Annotated in this window: 19 protein-coding genes; 6 read left to right on the top strand and 13 right to left on the bottom strand. The window is 60.1% G+C overall.

The features are described 5' to 3' along the window. Positions 1–154: 154 nt before the first annotated feature. From Q390_RS17780 to Q390_RS17775, 3 genes are all read right to left on the bottom strand, one after another. A protein-coding gene (locus Q390_RS17780; protein WP_156949847.1) for an IS5 family transposase occupies positions 155–1,097 on the bottom strand; the annotation gives its coding sequence in 2 pieces (ribosomal slippage) (positions 155–940 and positions 942–1,097; 942 coding nt in all). 219 nt (positions 1,098–1,316) lie between these two features. Beyond that, positions 1,317–1,679 carry an arsenate reductase (glutaredoxin) gene (gene arsC, locus Q390_RS0106545; RefSeq protein WP_027995340.1) on the bottom strand — a complete coding sequence of 121 codons (363 nt, stop codon included), beginning with the start codon at positions 1,677–1,679 and terminating at the stop codon, positions 1,317–1,319. A gap of 40 nt (positions 1,680–1,719) precedes the next feature. Then, positions 1,720–3,432 carry an ABC transporter permease gene (locus tag Q390_RS17775; RefSeq protein WP_084153800.1) on the bottom strand — a complete coding sequence of 571 codons (1,713 nt, stop codon included), beginning with the start codon at positions 3,430–3,432 and terminating at the stop codon, positions 1,720–1,722. Positions 3,433–3,529: 97 nt separating this feature from the next. On the opposite strand from Q390_RS17775, the gene Q390_RS0106535 reads away from it, so the two are divergent. Continuing rightward, positions 3,530–4,597, top strand: a complete 1,068-nt coding sequence (locus Q390_RS0106535) for an ABC transporter ATP-binding protein (protein ID WP_027995339.1) — start codon at positions 3,530–3,532, stop codon at positions 4,595–4,597. A 94-nt stretch (positions 4,598–4,691) separates the two neighbouring features. Then, positions 4,692–5,858, top strand: a complete 1,167-nt coding sequence (locus Q390_RS0106530; protein WP_027995338.1) for a GGDEF domain-containing protein — start codon at positions 4,692–4,694, stop codon at positions 5,856–5,858. Positions 5,859–6,155: 297 nt separating this feature from the next. Here Q390_RS0106530 and Q390_RS0106525 read toward each other — a convergent pair whose 3' ends face one another. After that, entirely contained in the window at positions 6,156–7,151 is a 996-nt protein-coding gene (locus tag Q390_RS0106525; protein ID WP_027995337.1) for a GlxA family transcriptional regulator, read from the bottom strand. Between the two features lie 166 nt (positions 7,152–7,317). Here Q390_RS0106525 and Q390_RS0106520 point away from each other — a divergent pair, with 166 nt between their 5' ends. Continuing rightward, positions 7,318–8,226 carry an MBL fold metallo-hydrolase gene (locus Q390_RS0106520; protein WP_051603090.1) on the top strand — a complete coding sequence of 303 codons (909 nt, stop codon included), beginning with the start codon at positions 7,318–7,320 and terminating at the stop codon, positions 8,224–8,226. 107 nt (positions 8,227–8,333) lie between these two features. Then, a complete protein-coding gene (locus tag Q390_RS19415; RefSeq protein ID WP_084153799.1) occupies positions 8,334–8,465 on the top strand; it encodes an IS4/Tn5 family transposase DNA-binding protein in 132 nt (43 codons plus the stop codon). Between the two features lie 257 nt (positions 8,466–8,722). On the opposite strand, the gene Q390_RS0106510 is transcribed toward Q390_RS19415, so the two are convergent. From Q390_RS0106510 to Q390_RS0106495, 4 genes are all read right to left on the bottom strand, one after another. After that, complete coding sequence (locus Q390_RS0106510; protein WP_027995335.1) at positions 8,723–9,034, bottom strand: cupin domain-containing protein; 312 nt, start codon at positions 9,032–9,034, stop codon at positions 8,723–8,725. Between the two features lie 30 nt (positions 9,035–9,064). Beyond that, positions 9,065–9,547, bottom strand: coding sequence for a cupin domain-containing protein (locus tag Q390_RS0106505; protein WP_027995334.1), 483 nt, complete (start codon positions 9,545–9,547; stop codon positions 9,065–9,067). Positions 9,548–9,778: 231 nt separating this feature from the next. Next, on the bottom strand, positions 9,779–10,063 hold the full coding sequence (locus Q390_RS0106500) for a YciI family protein (protein ID WP_027995333.1): 285 nt from the start codon (positions 10,061–10,063) through the stop codon (positions 9,779–9,781). A 21-nt stretch (positions 10,064–10,084) separates the two neighbouring features. Beyond that, positions 10,085–11,092: a quinone oxidoreductase family protein gene (locus Q390_RS0106495; protein ID WP_027995332.1), complete on the bottom strand. Its 1,008-nt coding sequence runs from the start codon at positions 11,090–11,092 to the stop codon at positions 10,085–10,087. Positions 11,093–11,176: 84 nt separating this feature from the next. On the opposite strand from Q390_RS0106495, the gene Q390_RS0106490 reads away from it, so the two are divergent. Then, the gene (locus Q390_RS0106490) at positions 11,177–12,091 is read left to right on the top strand and encodes a LysR family transcriptional regulator (protein WP_245606873.1); all 915 of its coding nucleotides are present in this window, start codon (positions 11,177–11,179) and stop codon (positions 12,089–12,091) included. A gap of 362 nt (positions 12,092–12,453) precedes the next feature. Then, the gene (locus Q390_RS20145) at positions 12,454–12,717 is read left to right on the top strand and encodes a hypothetical protein (protein ID WP_027995330.1); all 264 of its coding nucleotides are present in this window, start codon (positions 12,454–12,456) and stop codon (positions 12,715–12,717) included. A gap of 227 nt (positions 12,718–12,944) precedes the next feature. Here the strand turns inward: Q390_RS20145 and Q390_RS0106480 are convergent, their stop codons facing one another. The 5 genes from Q390_RS0106480 to Q390_RS0106460 form a co-directional block, all read right to left on the bottom strand. Next, positions 12,945–14,243: a dihydroorotase gene (locus Q390_RS0106480; protein WP_027995329.1), complete on the bottom strand. Its 1,299-nt coding sequence runs from the start codon at positions 14,241–14,243 to the stop codon at positions 12,945–12,947. Between the two features lie 67 nt (positions 14,244–14,310). After that, on the bottom strand, positions 14,311–15,273 hold the full coding sequence (locus Q390_RS0106475; RefSeq protein WP_027995328.1) for an aspartate carbamoyltransferase catalytic subunit: 963 nt from the start codon (positions 15,271–15,273) through the stop codon (positions 14,311–14,313). 3 nt (positions 15,274–15,276) lie between these two features. Further along, complete coding sequence (pyrR, locus tag Q390_RS0106470; protein WP_027995327.1) at positions 15,277–15,807, bottom strand: bifunctional pyr operon transcriptional regulator/uracil phosphoribosyltransferase PyrR; 531 nt, start codon at positions 15,805–15,807, stop codon at positions 15,277–15,279. Beyond that, a complete protein-coding gene (ruvX, locus tag Q390_RS0106465; RefSeq protein WP_027995326.1) occupies positions 15,804–16,226 on the bottom strand; it encodes a Holliday junction resolvase RuvX in 423 nt (140 codons plus the stop codon). Before ruvX ends, pyrR begins: the two co-directional genes overlap by 4 nt. Continuing rightward, positions 16,223–16,822: a YqgE/AlgH family protein gene (locus Q390_RS0106460; RefSeq protein WP_027995325.1), complete on the bottom strand. Its 600-nt coding sequence runs from the start codon at positions 16,820–16,822 to the stop codon at positions 16,223–16,225. The genes ruvX and Q390_RS0106460 overlap by 4 nt, the downstream gene beginning before the upstream one ends. Positions 16,823–16,967: the final 145 nt, after the last annotated feature.

The following is a 16,967-nucleotide window of genomic DNA, read 5'->3' as shown; positions in this document are numbered from 1 at the left end:
ATGGTCTGAAAAACTCATAACTGAGCGTGCTACAGGCACTGGATTTTTCACTGGATGCAATATTGCACTGAGCAGGCATGAATTCATGCTTTTTCGCTCCCCGCTGGGAGCGTTTCTGCCGCATTCGCAGCCCTCGCCCTGTTTTTGGGCGCACTCACCCCTGCGTCGCCATCAACGTATGGCGAAGCATCCACAGGTTTGACAGCGCAAACAGCGTCTTGAGTTGCAGCGTGTTCTTCTTCAATCCCCGGTAGCGCACCTTCTCGTAGCCAACTTGGCGCTTGAGCACTCTGAACGGATGCTCAACCTTGGCACGGATGCCGGCCAAGACCTTCTCCAGCAAGTCAGTCAGGGCATCGATGGGATTGTTTTCCTTGTCCAGCGCTTTGCGCTTACCCGGGCGCAGCGCCACATGCCAAGTGACTCCCTCTTTAGCATCAGCTCGCTTGTGCGAGCCCTGGTAGCCAGCATCACCGTAGACATCGGTTTCTGCGCCATGCAGCAAGCTGTTGCCTTCAGTGACGTCGGCCACATTGCCCGAGGTGCCGCGCACGGTGTGTACCAGCCCTGAGTCAGCATCTACGCCGATGTGTGCCTTCATCCCAAAATACCACTGCTTGCCTTTCTGGCTCGAATGCATCTCAGGGTCGCGCTCCTTGGCTTTGTTCTTGGTGGAGCGGGGTGCGGCGATCAGTGTGGCATCGACTGCCGTGCCGGCCCTGAGCAGCAGGCCGCGCTGCTCGAGCAGGTCATTGACGGTGGCCAGGAGCTGATCGGCCAATTTATGGCGCTCCAGCCGGTGGCGGAAACGCAGGATGGTGCTCTCATCGGGCAGCCGGCCATGGGCGTCAAGCTGGGCAAATTCGCGCAACAAAGGCGTATCGAAGAAGGCCTCTTCCATGGCCGACTCTGACAAGCTGAACCATTGCTGCATGAAATGCAACTCGCAGCATGGTCTCCAGCGCAAAGGGTGGGCGGCCGTTCTTGCCTTCGGGGTAGTACGGGGCGATGAGCTCGACCAGCGCAGTCCAGGGGACCACGCGTTCCATCTGGGCCAGAAACTCCTGCTTGCGGGTTCTTCTGGTGCTCAGGTTCAGATCAAGGCTCGATTACTTCATGGGCAAAGAGGATGCCATGGCAGGCTGACGCCTGCCAGACAACGGAGGAGGTTTTGCAGAGTTTCCTTAAATGTGCTTCGCAGGGCAGATAGCCATTCTGGTGTTTGCCGGCATTGCTGGGCGCTTGGGGCTAGCACCGTAAACGCATTGCGACAACAGCGCGCAGCTGCTGGCCACTGTGCTCTCCCGGCCCGTGGCTCAGGCCGGCGGCAACAACTCCAGCACCCGCTCGGGCGGGCGGCACAGCAAGGCGCCCTGCGGGGTGACCACGATAGGGCGGTTCAGCAGCACCGGGTGCAGCAACACGGCGTCCAGCAGCTGATCCTCGGTGCCGGCCGGATTGCCCAAATCCAACTCTTGGTACAACGCCTCTTTGCTGCGCAACAACTCGCGCAGTGGTACGCCGGTGGCGGTCACCAGGGCTTGCAGATGGTCGCGGTCCAGGGGGGTGGTGAGGTATTCAACGATGCGCGGCGCCAAGTGGCGCTCTTGCAGCAACGCCAGTACGGCGCGCGAATTGCTGCAACGCGGGTTGTGATAAATCGTGATGCCGTCGTCCATGGTGGGCTCCTTCAAAAGTCAAAACACAAAAAACAGCGTCTCAGGCGGTCAGCGAGCGCGTCTTGCCCACTGCTTCGACGACAGCGCTTTCATCGACCGCAACGACTGCGGCGGCGCGCACCGGCGGCGGCGCCGAGCGCAGCGTGCGGCTCAGCAGCAACACCGGCACCAGTCCGACCAACACCAACGCCAGCGACGGCAGCGCCGCCTCGCCCAAGCGCTCATCGCGCGCCAGTTGGTAGGCCACCACCGCCAGCGTATCGCTGTTGAACGGCCGCAGCACCATGGTGGCCGGCAGCTCTTTCATCACATCCACAAATACCAGTAATGCCGCCGCTGCCGTCGAGCGCTTGAGCAGCGGCCAATGCACTTGCGTCATTAGACGCAAACTGCTGGCGCCCAACATGCGCGCCGAGTCGTCCAGACTGACGGGAATGCGCACATAACCGCTTTGCACCGATTGCAGCGCCACCGCACAAAAGCGCACCAGATAAGCCCAGACAATGCCGACCGCCGTGGTCGTCACCAGCGCGCCCACACCCCACTGCGGCGCCACGCTTTGCAGCCAGCCGACCGGCAGCAGCAGGCCAACGACGATCACTGCACCGGGCACGGCATAACCGACGCTGGCCAGCTGCACCACGCTGCGCGTCAGCCACGTCGGGCGGCGGCGCACGGCAAACGCCAGCGACAACGCCACCGCCACCGCCAGCGCAGCGGTAATGCCGCCCAAGCGCACGCTGTTCCAGCCCCATTCCAGAAACCGATCCCACGGCAGCACCGACCAGTCCGATGCCAGCGGGCGCAGCATGAACAGCACCGGCGCAACAAAGCCCATCAGCACCGGCAGCGTGCACACGCCCCAGGCCAACCACCGCGCACCACCGCGCAAAGCCACCGGCTGCGCCTCGGTGGCGCCGGCGTGGCCGCTGCCTTTGGCGGTGAAGCGCAAACGGCGCTCGGCACGGTGCTCCAGCCACAAGAGGAGCAGCACTAACGCCAGCAACATCGTCGCCAGCTGCGCCGCCGCAAAGCGGTTGTCCATCGACAGCCAGGCTTTCAGGATGCCGGTGGTGAAGGTCTGAATGCCAAAGTAGCTGGTCACGCCAAAGTCGGCCAGGGTTTCCATCAGCGCCAACGCCACCCCCGCCGCCACCGCCGGACGGGCCAGCGGCAGGGCAATGGTGCTGATACGGCGCCGCAGTGGCGCGCCCAGCAGGCGGGCGGCTTCCATCAAATGCGCAGCGCGGTCGCCCAACGCGGCGCGGGCCAGCAGGTACACATACGGGTAAAGCGCAAAGGTGAACACCCCAATCGCGCCCCACAGGCTGCGCACCTCGGGCAGCAAGCGCCCTTCCAGGCCAAAAGTGTCGCGCAGGCCGACCTGCAGCGGGCCGCTGTATTGCAAAAAATCGGTGTACGCATACGCCGTGACATAGGCCGGCATCGCCAGCGGCAACAGAAGTAGCCATTCCAGCTGGCGCCGCCCCGGAAACTCAAAGAGCGTAACGGCCGCCGCCGTCGCCGTGCCGACCACCGCTGCGCCGACCGCCACCCATAGGCCCAGCCACAGCGTCGTCCAGAGGTAGCCGGGCAGCACCGTAGAGGCCATCTCGCGCAGGATGGCGCCGCTGGAGACATCCGCCTGGCCCCACGGCAACCACGATGCCAACAAAGCCAGCACCGGCAAGGCCAGCAGGCCGGCCAGTGCGATCAGCGGAAGGGAGCGCAGGGCAGCAAAAAAGCGTGGCAAGGGAAAAACTCGGTGGTAAAAAATTGGCTGCAGACACAAGGCCCATGCAGGTAAATGCGAATTTTACGCATTCACACCCTCCTACAATCAGCACCCTATGTATTTAGCCGTCTCTGAATTGGAAGTGCACTACGCCGGTCAGGCGCAAGCTGCGGTACACAACGCCAACTTTGGCCTGCGCGCCGGGCAAATCGGTGTGCTGATTGGGCCGTCGGGATGCGGCAAAACCACCCTGTTGCGCGCCGTCGCCGGCTTGGAGCCGGTCAGCGCCGGCAGCATCCACTTGAATAAGCAACTGGTTGGCGGGCCACAGCACAGCCTGGCACCGGAAGAGCGGCGTATCGGCATGGTGTTCCAGGACTACGCCCTGTTTCCGCACCTGAGCGTCGGCCGCAACGTGGCGTTTGGCATCCACCAACTGCCGCGCGCTGAACAAGCCACGCGCGTGGCCGAAGTGCTGCACCTGGTCGGGCTGGAAGGTAGCGAAGCGCGCTTTCCACACGAATTGTCCGGTGGCCAGCAGCAGCGCGTGGCACTGGCACGCGCCCTGGCGCCGCGCCCGCAACTGATGCTGCTGGACGAGCCGTTCTCGAATCTCGATGTCGATTTGCGCGAGCGCCTGGCACACGAGGTGCGCGGCATTTTGAAGGCCGCCGGCGCCACCGCCCTGTTTGTCACGCACGACCAGCTGGAAGCCTTTGCCATTGGCGACGTGATCGGCGTGATGCACCAGGGCACGCTGCACCAGTGGGACGATGCGTACACGCTGTACCACCGCCCAGACACGCGTTTTGTCGCCGACTTCATCGGCCACGGCGTCTTCGCCCCGGCGACGCTGGAGCAGCTGCCGGCAGGGGTGGTGGTACACACCCCGCTGGGCGATTTGTCCAACATGACCGAATGCCCCCTGCCCTCGCTCTACCCTGGTGGCGAATGTGACATCCTGCTGCGCGCCGACGACATCGTGCACGACGATGCATCCAAGGTGCAGGCGCAAATTGTGCGCAAGGCGTTTCGCGGCTCGGAATTTCTCTACACCCTGCGCCTGGCCAGCGGCCAGACCTTGCTGGCCCATGTCCCCAGCCACCACGATCACGCCGTCGGCGAATGGATTGGTATCCGCGCTGAGCTGGACCATGTGGTGACCTTTGCGCGTGAGGCGTAAAAAGCGCAAAACCAGCGCTACCGGGGATTGCCCGGCTTGATTACCCGCCGTTACACCGGACAATCAGCCTCTCCTTGCCCCCATTGAGGTCTCCATGGTTGCAACTATTCTTGTTGGCATGCTGTGCGCGCACTTGCTGTGCTTTTCGGTGATGTTTTTGCTTATCGGCAAACGCCTGCAGGGCAACAAAATGGGGATGGATTTATTTGCCTTAGGCAACCTCCTCTTGGGTTTGGCCTATGCGCTGCAACTGATAGAAGGAGGCCCCGCTTGGAGCGTGATGAGTGTGTTCAATCACATCCTCACCTTGGCCGCGCCCATTGCCTATTGGTTGGGTGCCATGCGTTTTTTTGGGTATTCCTTCCCTTGGTGGCGTCCACTGGTCGCATTTTCCGTGGCGTACGCTGCGGCGCAAGTACTGGTGCAATGGAGCCTGGGCCCGGTCGCCCGTTACGCCATGCTGTCAGGCATGGCGGCACTGCTTTTCTTCGCCATGACTCTCACCGTGGTCTATGGCGTGCGCACCTTTGCCAAAGATTTATATGGAGAAATGGTATTTTTTGCTCTCCTCATCAGCGGCATCTGCGTGCTCAACGCACTCAAGCTCTGGAAGCTGCTGGATGGCGGTTTGGAGGCATTGCAGATGGATCGGAATTTTCAGATGGTGTTCTACATCTATATGTCCTCGCTGGCCACGGTGTTGCCGCCATCCATGGTGTGGCTGGTGCTGCGCCGCCTGACGGATGAGCTGCGCGACGTGGCTGCGCGCGATCCGATGACGCAGTTACGCAACCGCCGTGGGCTGACAGAAAGGCTGCAGCGGCATTTCAATTCCCGCAAAGCCATGCCTGCGCACTTGTTGATTTTGGACATCGACCACTTCAAGCACGTCAACGATACCTATGGCCACCCCACCGGAGATGCGCTGCTGTGTCAGGTGGCAAAGGTACTACGTACCACGGTGCGCAGTGGCGACCTGGCAAGCCGTATTGGCGGAGAAGAGTTTGTCGCCATCTGCCTGGATATCGACGCTCAGGAAGCCCTGCACTTGGCGGAGCGCTTGCGCGCAGCCATCGAAAATCAGGTGCTCTGCGTCACCGGCATCGACCATCCTTTGCGCTGCACGATCACGATTGGGATGTCGCACCCATTCACGGGTACGCATGCTTTCGAAGAAGCCATGCGGCAAGCCGACGAAGCCCTTTACCGTGGCAAAACCGCTGGGCGCAACCGGGTCGAATGGGCGCTAACACCGGCGTAAAAAATAAGCCGTCATCTAAAAAGTGAGCTACTAGCGCGTGCTCTTATTGGAGTTCAATATAAAAAACATCTGAAAACCAATAAATACGAGCGCTATTAGCTATGATTTTTTATATCGACTGAGCATAGCAACGGCCCCATCTGCAGGCGAGAGGTGCTTACCGCCGCCCTCTGGATTGGGGCATGGCCATTACTACAGCGCCCATGCGCGCTCCCTGCGCCAGTCCATCGATTCGAGCTTGGCACTGGAGCGTCCGCACATACCTCAACAGCTCATTCGATGCGGCATGACTTTCTGTCAGCTATCTCTGGTGATCGGGGCGTTCAAAGCGCCTTGTTGGCGTTCACAAAAGAGACGCCTATATGCAGAGGGTGAAGTGTGTAGCTGACTTGCAAAGTGCTGACGCAGGGACAGCGCGGCGCCAAAGCCCACCTCGGTCGCAACGCGCTCCATCGACAAATCCGTGGTTTCCAGCAACTGCTGCGCCCGCACAATCCGCTCGGCAGCCAGCCACTTGACGAAGGTAGTGCCCGTGGCCTCACGAAAACGTCGGGTGAAGGTTCGCCGACTCATGCGCGCTATGTCGGCCAGTGCATCCAGCGACAGCGGCTCTGACAAATGCTCGCGTGCCCACTCCAGCACGCCCGGTAAACGGTTCTCGCTGGGCAGTGCAGGCACCGGCTGCTCGATGTATTGCGCCTGTCCGCCTTGGCGGTGCGGCGGAGTCACCAGCAGCCTCGCCACGCGGTTGGCAACGTCCGCGCCATGACGCTGACGCACAAGGTTCAGGCAGCAGTCAATCGCAGCGACCGTCCCGGCAGACGTCATGATGTTGTCGTCGTCCACATACAGCACGTCCGGGAGGAAGTGAGCCAGCGGAAAGCGCTCGGCAAAGAGGTCACGACAGGCCCAATGGGTCGTCGCGCGGCGCCCGTCCAACAAGCCTGCATCCCCCAGCACGAAGGCGCCCAGGCACAGGCCGACAACCTGGGAACCGCGAGTGTGGGCGTTGCGCAGTGCATCGGTCAGAACAGCGGGGGCAACGTCTTCGGGATGGTTCCACGCAGGAACAATGACAAGGTCGGCATCGTCCATAGCGTCAAGGCCGCCTGGCACCTCAATCTCCATGCCTTGGTCGCAGCGCACACGGCCGGGCGTCGGCGCGCAGTACCGCACTTCGTACGGCGGCAGTCCGCTGGGTGCTGGCGCCACGCCGAACACGATGCCCGGCACCGAAAGGTGAAAAAGGCTGACACCCTCGAAAGCAAGCACTGCGACACGGACGGGCTGCATGGAGTCTCCAGAAACAAGTTTCAATAAAGAAAGAATGGCCCAATTATATCTATGGATGTCATTTGGGCCAATGGTGCAAAACCCTGTCCATCCGCAAAATTGACCCCAACGCAAAACGGAAATCTCCATTGCGCGCCATCAGCAAATGATTGAAAAGGAAACCCCCATGAAAGTCTTTAACCCTTTGCGCAGTGCCGTAGCCCTGGGTGGCATCGCACTGCTTGTCGCCTGCGGCACAGCCTACTCCGGCACCAGCTCTTTTGCAGCTACAACGCCTGTAGCCGACGCTGTCACAGTCCAGCTGATACGAAATGCCACCGTCAAGATCGATTTCTCAGGCACTACGTTTCTGGTCGATCCCATGCTCTCACCCAAGGGCGCCTTCCCGGGCTTTCCAGGCACCTACCGCAGCGAGTTGCGCAACCCATTGGCAGACCTGCCTTTCTCGGTCGATGACGTGTTGAATAGCGTCGAAGCCGTCGTGGTGACCCACACCCACACAGATCACTGGGACGAAGCTGCGCAACAGCAGATTCCTAAGAACATGCCGGTGTTTGTGCAAAACGACGTGGATGCCAAAACAATTCGGGGTCAAGGCTTCAAGGATGTGCGTGTCCTCAAGGGCACAACCACGTTCAACGGCGTGAAACTGAGCAAGACCGGTGGCCAGCACGGCAGTGATTTGTGGTTTGCAGACCCTGCACGTGCTGAAGCAATGGGCCCCGTCATGGGCGTCGTGTTTTCTGCGCCCAAAGCCAAAACGGTCTATGTCGCCGGCGACACCGTATGGCGCCAGGAAGTGGATCAAGCATTGAAGCAGCACAAGCCAGACGTGGTGATCCTGAACACGGGAAGCGCGCTCATGAGTGGTTTTGAGGAGCATCCCATCATCATGGGCAAGCAGGACACCCTACAGGCCACCAAGGCAGCGCCCAAGGCGGCCATCGTGGCTGTACATATGGATGTCGTGAACCACATGTCGCTCAGCCGCAAGGAATTGCGCGCCTTTGTGCAAGAAAACAAAATTCAGGATCGGGTGATGATTCCTGAAGATGGTGAGTCCATGAAGTTCTAATGAAACAAGGCTGCCTAAAAGTTGAGGCAGCCTCCCTAACCCCATCCCATTACACACAACTCCCCGATGCGCTCCCATAGGCACTTTTTCATTCAGGCAGGCCTTTCATGCGCTGGGCGCAAGACGAATTCAAGACCTTGAAGCTGGGCGATCCGCGCCTGAACGCACGTTCGGTGCTGTTGGCCGAGCGGCTACCCACTTTGCCCGCACGCAGCTATGAGTTGTGTGTAATGGGATGAGTCATTCCACCCAAGGCCAATCTCAAAGAAAAAAGAGCGTTTGATACGCTCAAGTACCGGGCGCGCCATTTGGTGGAGAACCTGTTTCAGCATATGAAAGTCTACCGAAGTGTGGCAACGCGCTATGAGAAACTTGATTCCCGCTTTCTCAGCATCGCCTGCTTGGTGGGCGCCATGAAATGGCTCCATTGACTTTAATAACACGCCCCAGGATTCATCAGCACTTGTCTTTTTCGACGAATGTTGAGGCTCGCCAGTTATTTAGATCCGACGTGTTCGACTACCAAAATACGTGCCTCACCCTGCGGATAAGCTAAGTGCTCGCAACCAACGTCAGCAAAAAAAACGTCACCGGTCTGTAAATCGAATACTTCCTTTTGGTCTGCCCGCCTGACATGCATTTGTACCTGCCCATCAAGTATTGCAAATACCTCTTGTCCATCGTTGACATGCCAGCTGTAGGGCTGATCCGTCCAATGCATGCGAACGGAGATGCCGTTCATTTGTGCAATATCGAGTGAATCCCAAGCTCGCTCGGCACTGAAATCTTTGGCGCGAAAAACTGTCATTTTTTATTCCATTGAAGTGCAATCTAAAAATCAGTAAGGAGTCCCGTCCTTATGGGTGAACTGCCAACGCCCGTCTAGCAAAATCGCCTGCAGATCGTCATCGGGGTAATACACCTCGTCTCCACTCGAACGGTCGCCAACTTCGAGATAGACGCACTCTTCATTGGAGAGGTTCAGCAATTGATGTCCGTTGCCCGTTCTCGCTGGGAAACCTGCGCACATGCCGGGTGCCAGTAGGGTGTCGCCCTCATCGGTGCGCAGTGTTGGAGTGCCTTGAAGCACATAGACAAACTCGTCTTGACGTGAATGGCCATGGCGGAGTGCGGAGATCGCACCTGGGAGCAGCATGGTCAGATTTACACCGAAGTTATCGATACCAAACAAAGATCCCAGCGGCCGCTTTTCCCTGCCATGCATTCGTTTGGCGAATTCTTGCGGGTAATTCGAGGGTACAGTCCGAATTGAAGCCGACAACGCTTCGATTGCAACCGGCAATAAGTGATTGGATTTCATGACGACTCCTCTTCAATACAGTCCATGCTCGCGATGAGACTTTGAGTTAATAATATGCCGCGATCGTATTCCGCATGGAAGAAAATGAAATACTACGAAAAAACAAGATTAGGATAAATGCGCCAAGCATGAATAGACTCTATCGGGTAGCACAAAGTAGCGCTGCGTTTGTCGTCGCACCCACGTGGCTGATCGGCTGTGCAAAATTTGTCATTGGCCGACCTCTCGCTGTCAGAATTTCGGCATACCTTCCGCTACCATGGTTGCTTCCCAAGCAATGATTTCGTAACTCGCGACTCCGGACTTACGAAAGGGGTCGTCGGCAATCCATTGCGTCACCTCGTCCAACGAGGTGGCCCGGGCGAGAATGACGCCACCAGTCCGGGGCTCTTTCCTTCCCGAAAGTAAAAAGTGGCCCGCCGCGTAATGGTGGGTCAGAAATGCGCGATGCTCGGCGATGTGAAGTTCAACTTCGGCCAAAGGGCGCACGTAGTCAAGCAGGATGAGAAATAACATCGATAACCTCGAATTTATGAATTAGGGGCGCAGGAGGACGGAACCGACGGTTGCGCCGGACTCCAATCTACGATGTGCTTGTTCTGCTTGGCTTAAGGGCATGATCGCGTCGATGGTTGGACGCAGGCCATTTTGTAACTGCCTGATGGTGGCTAGCGCGCCTTCTCGATAACGTGCCCTATCTGTCATGAAACGCATGACCCCTGGTCGTGAGAGAGCTACTGAACGCGCTGGGCCGAGCAATGCAATATCAAGCGGACCGGGGTCGCCTGCCACCTGCCCGACACTGGCGATCATGCCGTAGGGTCGCACGCAACCTAAGCTGTCAATCAGCGTCTTGCCACCAATGCCATCAATGGCGTAATCGACGCCTTGCCCATCGGTCAGAGCTTTCGCAGCCGCAACGAAGTCTTCTGCTCGATAGCGTATGGCGTGGTCGAGGCCGTGTTCGATCGCCAATTCCGCCTTTGCTTGCGTGCTGACCGTGCCTATAACGCGGGCGCCCATCGATTTTGCCCACTGGACGAGGACCAATCCAAGGCCACCCGCAGCAGCGTGCACGAGTACGGTATCGCCGGCTTTCAGGGGATAAACGTAGGTCAGCAACATGTGGGCGGTAATGCCCCGCAAAAGTAGGCTGGCAACTGCATCGTCGGCGACGTCGTCAGGCAGTGGGATGGCCTTGCAGGCTGGCAGGTTGCGGGCGCTGGCATAGCTACCGGTAGGTAGCCCGGCGTAGGCGATACGTTGGCCGACATGCAAACTATCGACATTCGGCCCAAGGGCTTCAATGACCCCGGCCGCCTCGACACCAAGAACTGCCGGCAACGCTGGCAGCGCGTAGAGGCCGGTCCGATGGTAGATGTCGACATAGTTCACACCGATAGCGGTATGGCGTACGCGGATTTCGCCGGCTGCTGGCGGTGGAAGCGAAACCTCAACTGCGGTCAGTGCCGATGCATCACCATATTGGCGGATGACAATCTGGGAAGCGGCTGAGGAGTCAAGGACGGATTCAAGCTTTGGCATTTTGTTTTCCTGGTCTTTGAACGGGCCAGCGAATCTTATATTTATCAAATTTGACTATCAATTCTCAAATTGCTAGCATCTACTGTGCAAAAAAACACAGATAGCATTAACGGTGAGCTCCGCCGCCTGCAATGGGACGACATTCGCTACTTTCTTGAATTGGCGCGCATCGGCAGCCTTTCAGGGACGGCAAGGTTACTCAAGGTCGAACACTCGACAGTAGCTAGACGGGTCGAGGCCCTAGAACTGTCACTTGGCATCAAGCTCTTTGATCGCTTGCCTAAAGCCTGGTCATTGACGCAGGAGGGAGAGACGCTGGTCACCCAAGCTAGCCGGCTTGATGATGAAGCTCAGGGGTTTGCGCGGGCAGCTTTGGGAGTTTCTTCATTGCACGGCACCGTCCGGGTATCAGCACCGCCTGTTCTTGCCAGCCATTTGCTTGTGCCGCGTCTGGCTGCAATGCGAGAACGATGGCGGAATATCAATTTGGAAATCGTCGGTGATATCCGTGATGCACATCTCGCCAGAGGCGAAGCTGATCTAGCTATCCGCTTATCACGGCCATCGGCGCCAGGGCTGACCGCACGTTCTATTGGCGAATTGAGCTACGGGCTCTATGCCGCTCATGGATATACAACGCAGCCTGAGGCAGATTGGGAGTTTCTCGGCTATGACGAGAGCCTGCGTCAGGTAGCGCAGCAGCAATGGCTCAATCGCATCGCTAACGGACGACGTTTCATCTTCCGGAGTAATGACCTTGCGGCCTTGCTCAATGCGGCGCGCTCGGGACTAGGTGTAGCGGTGCTCCCGCATTTTCTCGCGGTAAACGACAGCGGTTTGTGTTCTGTGCCTGCACCAGTTGATTCGACATTGCGACAGCTCTGGCTGGTCGTGCACCCCGATGTCCGGCGCTCGCCGCGGGTGCGCTTGGTTGCTGACCTTTTGGTAGAACTTATTGCCGAGGTACAAGGACTTTTGTCGGGGAATGCTCCTGACTGATTAACAAGAGGAAATTTCCTATCTACAGTGCGATTGGTTTCACGGGGGTAAGCATCTCAAATGATCGAATCTGGTAGTAAAACGAACTCATCAGACAAGATTAATTTTTCACTTCATGAACAGTGGCGGCGAACCATATAGCTAATTTGTGCCATCCTATTTTTCAATAGAACACGTAAAACGATGTCGACGCACACGTCTTCGCTCGCAGGAGCCTGTTGCCTCAGCACTTTGCCACGTTGAAGGGCAGCTATCGCAGCATTCCTGACATTGGTGGGCAAGCAGCGAGTGGCCGCAACGGGGCATAACGGGGCATAACGGGCCATTCGCACGCTATCTACAAAAAGGTCACCACAACCGCGATGGGCTTCACATTGCGCGACTCAGAGTTTCTCTACATCCTGCGTTTGGCCAATGGCCAGACCTTGCTGACCCACGCCGTCGCTGAAGGGATCGGCATCCGCGCCGAACTAGACCACGTCATGACCTTTGCGCGCGAAGCGCGAGGTGTCGGTGGCCATCTAAAAAGTGAGCGTATACCGCACGTATTTATAGGGTTCCCGATAGAAAGCCACCTGAAATCGAATGGATACTTGCGGTTGCAGCTATTGTTTTTGAATGCTTGATGCCCCCGGAGATGTCAACAGCGCAGTGGCGTATTCAGCGCCGCTGGCCGTGATGGCAGGGTGGCTTTTCGGCTGTTGGCTGTCCATCTCCTCAACCCCCGTCTGGCTGCGCCGAGGAGCGCAGCTTCAGGCGGATCAGGGCCGCGCGCTGTTTGAGCGCAGCGAGTTTGCGCGGCCCCCGCCCTCAGCAAAGAGCGCGCTAGTGCGCAACAGCACCAGCGCCAAACTCAGGCGGACCGTTCAAAGGCCATCTGCCCACCCACCAACGTACACCGCACCCGCCCCGGCAGCTCGTAGCCGGTGAACGGCGTGTGCTTGCCCTGGCTGCGCAGCGTGTCATCCCGCACCGTCCAGGCGCCGTTCGGATCGAAGATGCAGACATCACCCACACCGCCCTCGACCAACTGGCCGACGCTGGCCTGCAGCGTTCCCAGCGCACTGCCCAGCACCTGCGCCGGCGCACTGGTCACGACAGCCAGCGCACGCACCAACGGCGCGCCGCTGTCTTGCGACCACTTCAGCGCGAGGCTGAGCAACAACTCCAACCCGGTGGCACCCGGCTCGGCCTCGGCGAACGGCAGCGTCTTGGCGTCTGCATCGACCGGCGTGTGGTCAGACACCAGCGCGTCCACCGTGCCGTCTAGCAGCGCCGCGCGCAGGGCGTCGCGGTCGCGTTGCTGGCGCAGCGGTGGCGTCAGGCGGGCGCGGCTGTCGAAGAAGCCGATGTCGTTTTCCGTCAGGTGCAGCGTGTTGATGCTGATGTCGCAGGTCACGTTCAAGCCTTGCGCCTTGGCGCCGCGCACCAGCTCGATACCCGCGGCGCTGCTGATGCGGCACAGATGGACGCGGGCGCCGGTGCTACGCAGCAGCTCAAAAATCGTGTGCAAGGCAATGGTTTCTGCCGCCACCGGAATGCCCGATAGCCCCAGCCGTGTGGCCAGCGCACCGCTGGCGGCCACGCCTTTGCCCAAGTACAGCTCTTGCGGGCGCAGCCAGACGGTATAGCCAAAGGTGGCGGCGTATTGCAGCGCGCGTTGCAGCACCTGGGTGCTGACCAGCGGCACTTCGGCTTGGCCAAAACCGACGCAGCCGGACTCGGTCAGCTCCAGCATTTCGGTCAGCACTTCGCCGGCCAGACCACGCGTCAGTGCGCCGAGCGGGAACAGGCGCGCCTGGTGCAGCTTTTGCGCGCGAAATTTCAGCATTTCGACCAAGCCGGGCTCGTCCAGTACCGGGTCGGTGTCGGGCGGGCAGACCAGGCTGGTGACACCACCGGCGACGGCGGCAGCCATTTCTGACTCCAACATGCCTTCGTGCTCATAACCGGGCTCGCGCAGGCGCGCCGCCAAATCGACCAAACCCGGCAGCACGATGCAGCCGGTTGCGTCAATGACGCGGTGCGGCGCAAAGTCGGGCGCGACCCGATCCATGCCCATGATGCGACCCGCCGCCAGCGCAATGTCGCAGATCTGGTCAAAGCCGCTGGCGGGATCAATGACGCGGCCGTTCTGGATGAGTATCTTCATGGTTTTATGCCAAATGAGCCTCTAGCGCTTATGCAACAAGCGCCAATAGCTACTAAATAAATAGCAATCATGCCTCGTTGCCGGCGATGATCGACATCACCGCCATGCGCACGGCAATGCCGAAAGTGACCTGCGGCAGGATCACGCTTTGCGGACCATCGACCACGGCCGAGTCGATCTCGACGCCGCGGTTGATCGGGCCGGGGTGCATGACGATGGCATCGGGTTGGGCCAGTTGCAGCTTCTCGGGCGTCAGGCCAAAGCTCTTGAAATACTCCTGGCTGGACGGCAGCAAGGCCCCGTTCATGCGCTCGTTTTGCAGGCGCAACATGATGATCACGTCGGCGTCCTTGATGCCCTCTTCCAACGTATGGCAGACGCGCACGCCCATCGGCGCCATATCTGCCGGCACCAGGGTGCGCGGCCCGACCACGCGCACTTCGGCGCAGCCCAAGGTGGTGAGGCCGTGGATGTCCGAGCGCGCCACGCGCGAGTGCAGCACATCACCGACGATGGCCACGGTCAGGTTACTGAAGTCTTTTTTGTAGTGTCGGATGGTGTACAGGTCCAGCAGCCCCTGCGTCGGGTGGGCGTGGCGCCCGTCGCCGGCGTTGATGACGTGGACGTGCGGCGCCACATGCTGGGCGATCAGATACGGGGCGCCCGATTCGCTGTGGCGCACCACAAACAGATCGGCCGCCATGGCCGACAGGTTGGCGATGGTGTCGAGCAGCGACTCGCCCTTGCTGGCCGAGCTACGCGCAATGTCGAGGTTCAGCACATCGGCCGACAGGCGCTTGGCGGCAATCTCGAACGTCGTGCGCGTGCGGGTGCTGTTTTCAAAAAACAGGTTGAAGACGCTTTTGCCGCGCAGCAGCGGCACTTTCTTGACCTCGCGGTCGTTCACCGAGACAAAGTTGGCGGCCGTGTCGAGGATGTGCGTGACGATGTCGCGCGGCAGACCCTCGATGGACAGCAGGTGAAGCAGCTCGCCATGGGTATTGAGTTGGGGGTTGCGCTGGTGCAGCACGGATCAAACCTCGCAAATCTGGAAATGGAAGGCGCCAGCGTCGGTGCGCGCCAGTGCCAGCGATTGGGTGCCAGGCAGCGCCACGCGTGCGGCGGCAAAGTCGGCCTGCACCGGCAGTTCGCGCCCACCGCGATCGACCAGCACCGCCAGACGCACGCGCGCTGGACGGCCATAGTCGTACAGCTCGTTGAGCACGGCGCGCACAGTGCGGCCGGTGTAGAGCACGTCGTCCAGCAGCAAGATATCGGCACCGTTGACGTCAAATGGCAGCGTGGTCTGGGCGCTGGCGCTCAGGCCGCGCTGGGCAAAGTCGTCACGGTGCATGGCCGAAGACAGCACACCGGCGGCGCCGTCGAGTCCCAGGTCGTGCTGCAGACGCTCAGCCAGCCAGGCACCGCCCGAGGCAATGCCAGCCAAGCGCGTGTCCAGCGTGCGCAGGCTGCGTACGCCGCGCAGCAGTTCGCCGTACAAGGCCTCGGCGTCGAGCACCAGGCTACCAGCACGGGCGGCGCTGGCGGAAAGGGGAGCGGTCATGAAAGATTCCTCAAAAACTGTTCCAAGATGATGCAGGCCGAGGCCGCGTCGGCGTCGCGCGCGCCGCCGGCCAGGGCTTCGGTGGTGCTATAGCGCTCATCCACCTCGAACACCGGCAGACCAAAGCGCCCGCGCAGTTGGCGCGCAAACTTCAGCGCGCGCGCGGTGTTCTCGTGGCTGGCGCCGTCGGGGTGGTAGGGCACGCCGATGACCAGCGCCTCGGGCTGCCATTCAGCCAAACGCGCAGCCACTTGGGCAAAACGCGCGTCGCCCTCAGCGCGGATGGTGGCCTGCGGTGTGGCGCTGCGCAGCAGACGGTTGCCAACGGCGACACCGGTGCGCTTGAGGCCCAAGTCCAGGGCCAGAAAACTCTGCAAGTGGTCTGGTACGGGGACGGGGACGGACTGCGGCGCCGTCATGCGTGTCCCGCCTGTGGTGCCAGGCGCCAAGCCTGCAATCCCAGCAGGCCCAAGGCGCCGTCGTAGCGCTCGGCCACCGGGGTATCAAAAATCAGCCCCATATCGGCCTCCACCGTGAGCCAGCTGTTTTCTGCCAGTTCGGATTCGAGCTGGCCCTCGCCCCACGACGCGTAACCCAGCGTGACCAGCACGCGGTGCGGGCCGGCGCCTGAGGACAGGGCTTCCAGCACGTCCTTGGAGGTGGTCATGTCCAACCCGCCGGGAATGCGCAGGGTCGAGGCATAGCCTGATTCTTCGCTGGCCTCGTCGGCACCGCGCATCGGGTCGTGCAAGACAAAACCGCGTTCGGTCTGCACCGGCCCACCCAAAAAAACCGGCGTCTCGCGCAGATCTGCGCGGCCAAAATTGAGCTCGATGCGCTCAAAAAGACTCGGGAGGGTGATGTCGGTGGGTTTGTTGATGATCAGCCCGAGCGCGCCGCGCGGGCTGTGTTCACACACATAAATCACACTGCGCGCAAAGGCAGCGTCTTCCAGGCCCGGCATCGCAATGAGGAAATGGTGCGTCAGGTTGGGGGTGGATATAGCGGCAGACATTCACCAATTTTAACGGCCAACCTGTGCCCTCTCTGCCCGGTGGCTCAGGCGCCAGATGCAACATTTTTTCTGTTGCTTTTAGGCTGACTTTGTGCCGCCAAAAAGCCCCAGGGCCGCACAAAGCGGCCCTGGGGAGGAGGACGGC

The organism is Simplicispira psychrophila DSM 11588 (assembly GCF_000688255.1).
Taxonomy (GTDB): Bacteria; Pseudomonadota; Gammaproteobacteria; order Burkholderiales; family Burkholderiaceae_C; genus Simplicispira; species Simplicispira psychrophila.
This window is presented reverse-complemented; position numbering and strand designations above follow the sequence as displayed.

Excerpts from the sequence above, each read along its gene's own strand:
- arsC (WP_027995340.1), bottom strand. The coding sequence starts at position 1,679 with ATGGACGACGGCATCACGATTTATCACAACCCGCGTTGCAGCAATTCG.
- Q390_RS0106535 (WP_027995339.1), top strand. The coding sequence starts at position 3,530 with ATGTATTTAGCCGTCTCTGAATTGGAAGTGCACTACGCCGGTCAGGCG.
- Q390_RS0106530 (WP_027995338.1), top strand. The coding sequence starts at position 4,692 with ATGGTTGCAACTATTCTTGTTGGCATGCTGTGCGCGCACTTGCTGTGC.
- Q390_RS0106525 (WP_027995337.1), bottom strand. The coding sequence starts at position 7,151 with ATGCAGCCCGTCCGTGTCGCAGTGCTTGCTTTCGAGGGTGTCAGCCTT.
- Q390_RS0106520 (WP_051603090.1), top strand. The coding sequence starts at position 7,318 with ATGAAAGTCTTTAACCCTTTGCGCAGTGCCGTAGCCCTGGGTGGCATC.
- Q390_RS19415 (WP_084153799.1), top strand. The coding sequence starts at position 8,334 with ATGCGCTGGGCGCAAGACGAATTCAAGACCTTGAAGCTGGGCGATCCG.
- Q390_RS0106510 (WP_027995335.1), bottom strand. The coding sequence starts at position 9,034 with ATGACAGTTTTTCGCGCCAAAGATTTCAGTGCCGAGCGAGCTTGGGAT.
- Q390_RS0106505 (WP_027995334.1), bottom strand. The coding sequence starts at position 9,547 with ATGAAATCCAATCACTTATTGCCGGTTGCAATCGAAGCGTTGTCGGCT.
- Q390_RS0106500 (WP_027995333.1), bottom strand. The coding sequence starts at position 10,063 with ATGTTATTTCTCATCCTGCTTGACTACGTGCGCCCTTTGGCCGAAGTT.
- Q390_RS0106495 (WP_027995332.1), bottom strand. The coding sequence starts at position 11,092 with ATGCCAAAGCTTGAATCCGTCCTTGACTCCTCAGCCGCTTCCCAGATT.
- Q390_RS20145 (WP_027995330.1), top strand. The coding sequence starts at position 12,454 with ATGGGCTTCACATTGCGCGACTCAGAGTTTCTCTACATCCTGCGTTTG.
- Q390_RS0106480 (WP_027995329.1), bottom strand. The coding sequence starts at position 14,243 with ATGAAGATACTCATCCAGAACGGCCGCGTCATTGATCCCGCCAGCGGC.
- pyrR (WP_027995327.1), bottom strand. The coding sequence starts at position 15,807 with ATGACCGCTCCCCTTTCCGCCAGCGCCGCCCGTGCTGGTAGCCTGGTG.
- ruvX (WP_027995326.1), bottom strand. The coding sequence starts at position 16,226 with ATGACGGCGCCGCAGTCCGTCCCCGTCCCCGTACCAGACCACTTGCAG.
- Q390_RS0106460 (WP_027995325.1), bottom strand. The coding sequence starts at position 16,822 with ATGTCTGCCGCTATATCCACCCCCAACCTGACGCACCATTTCCTCATT.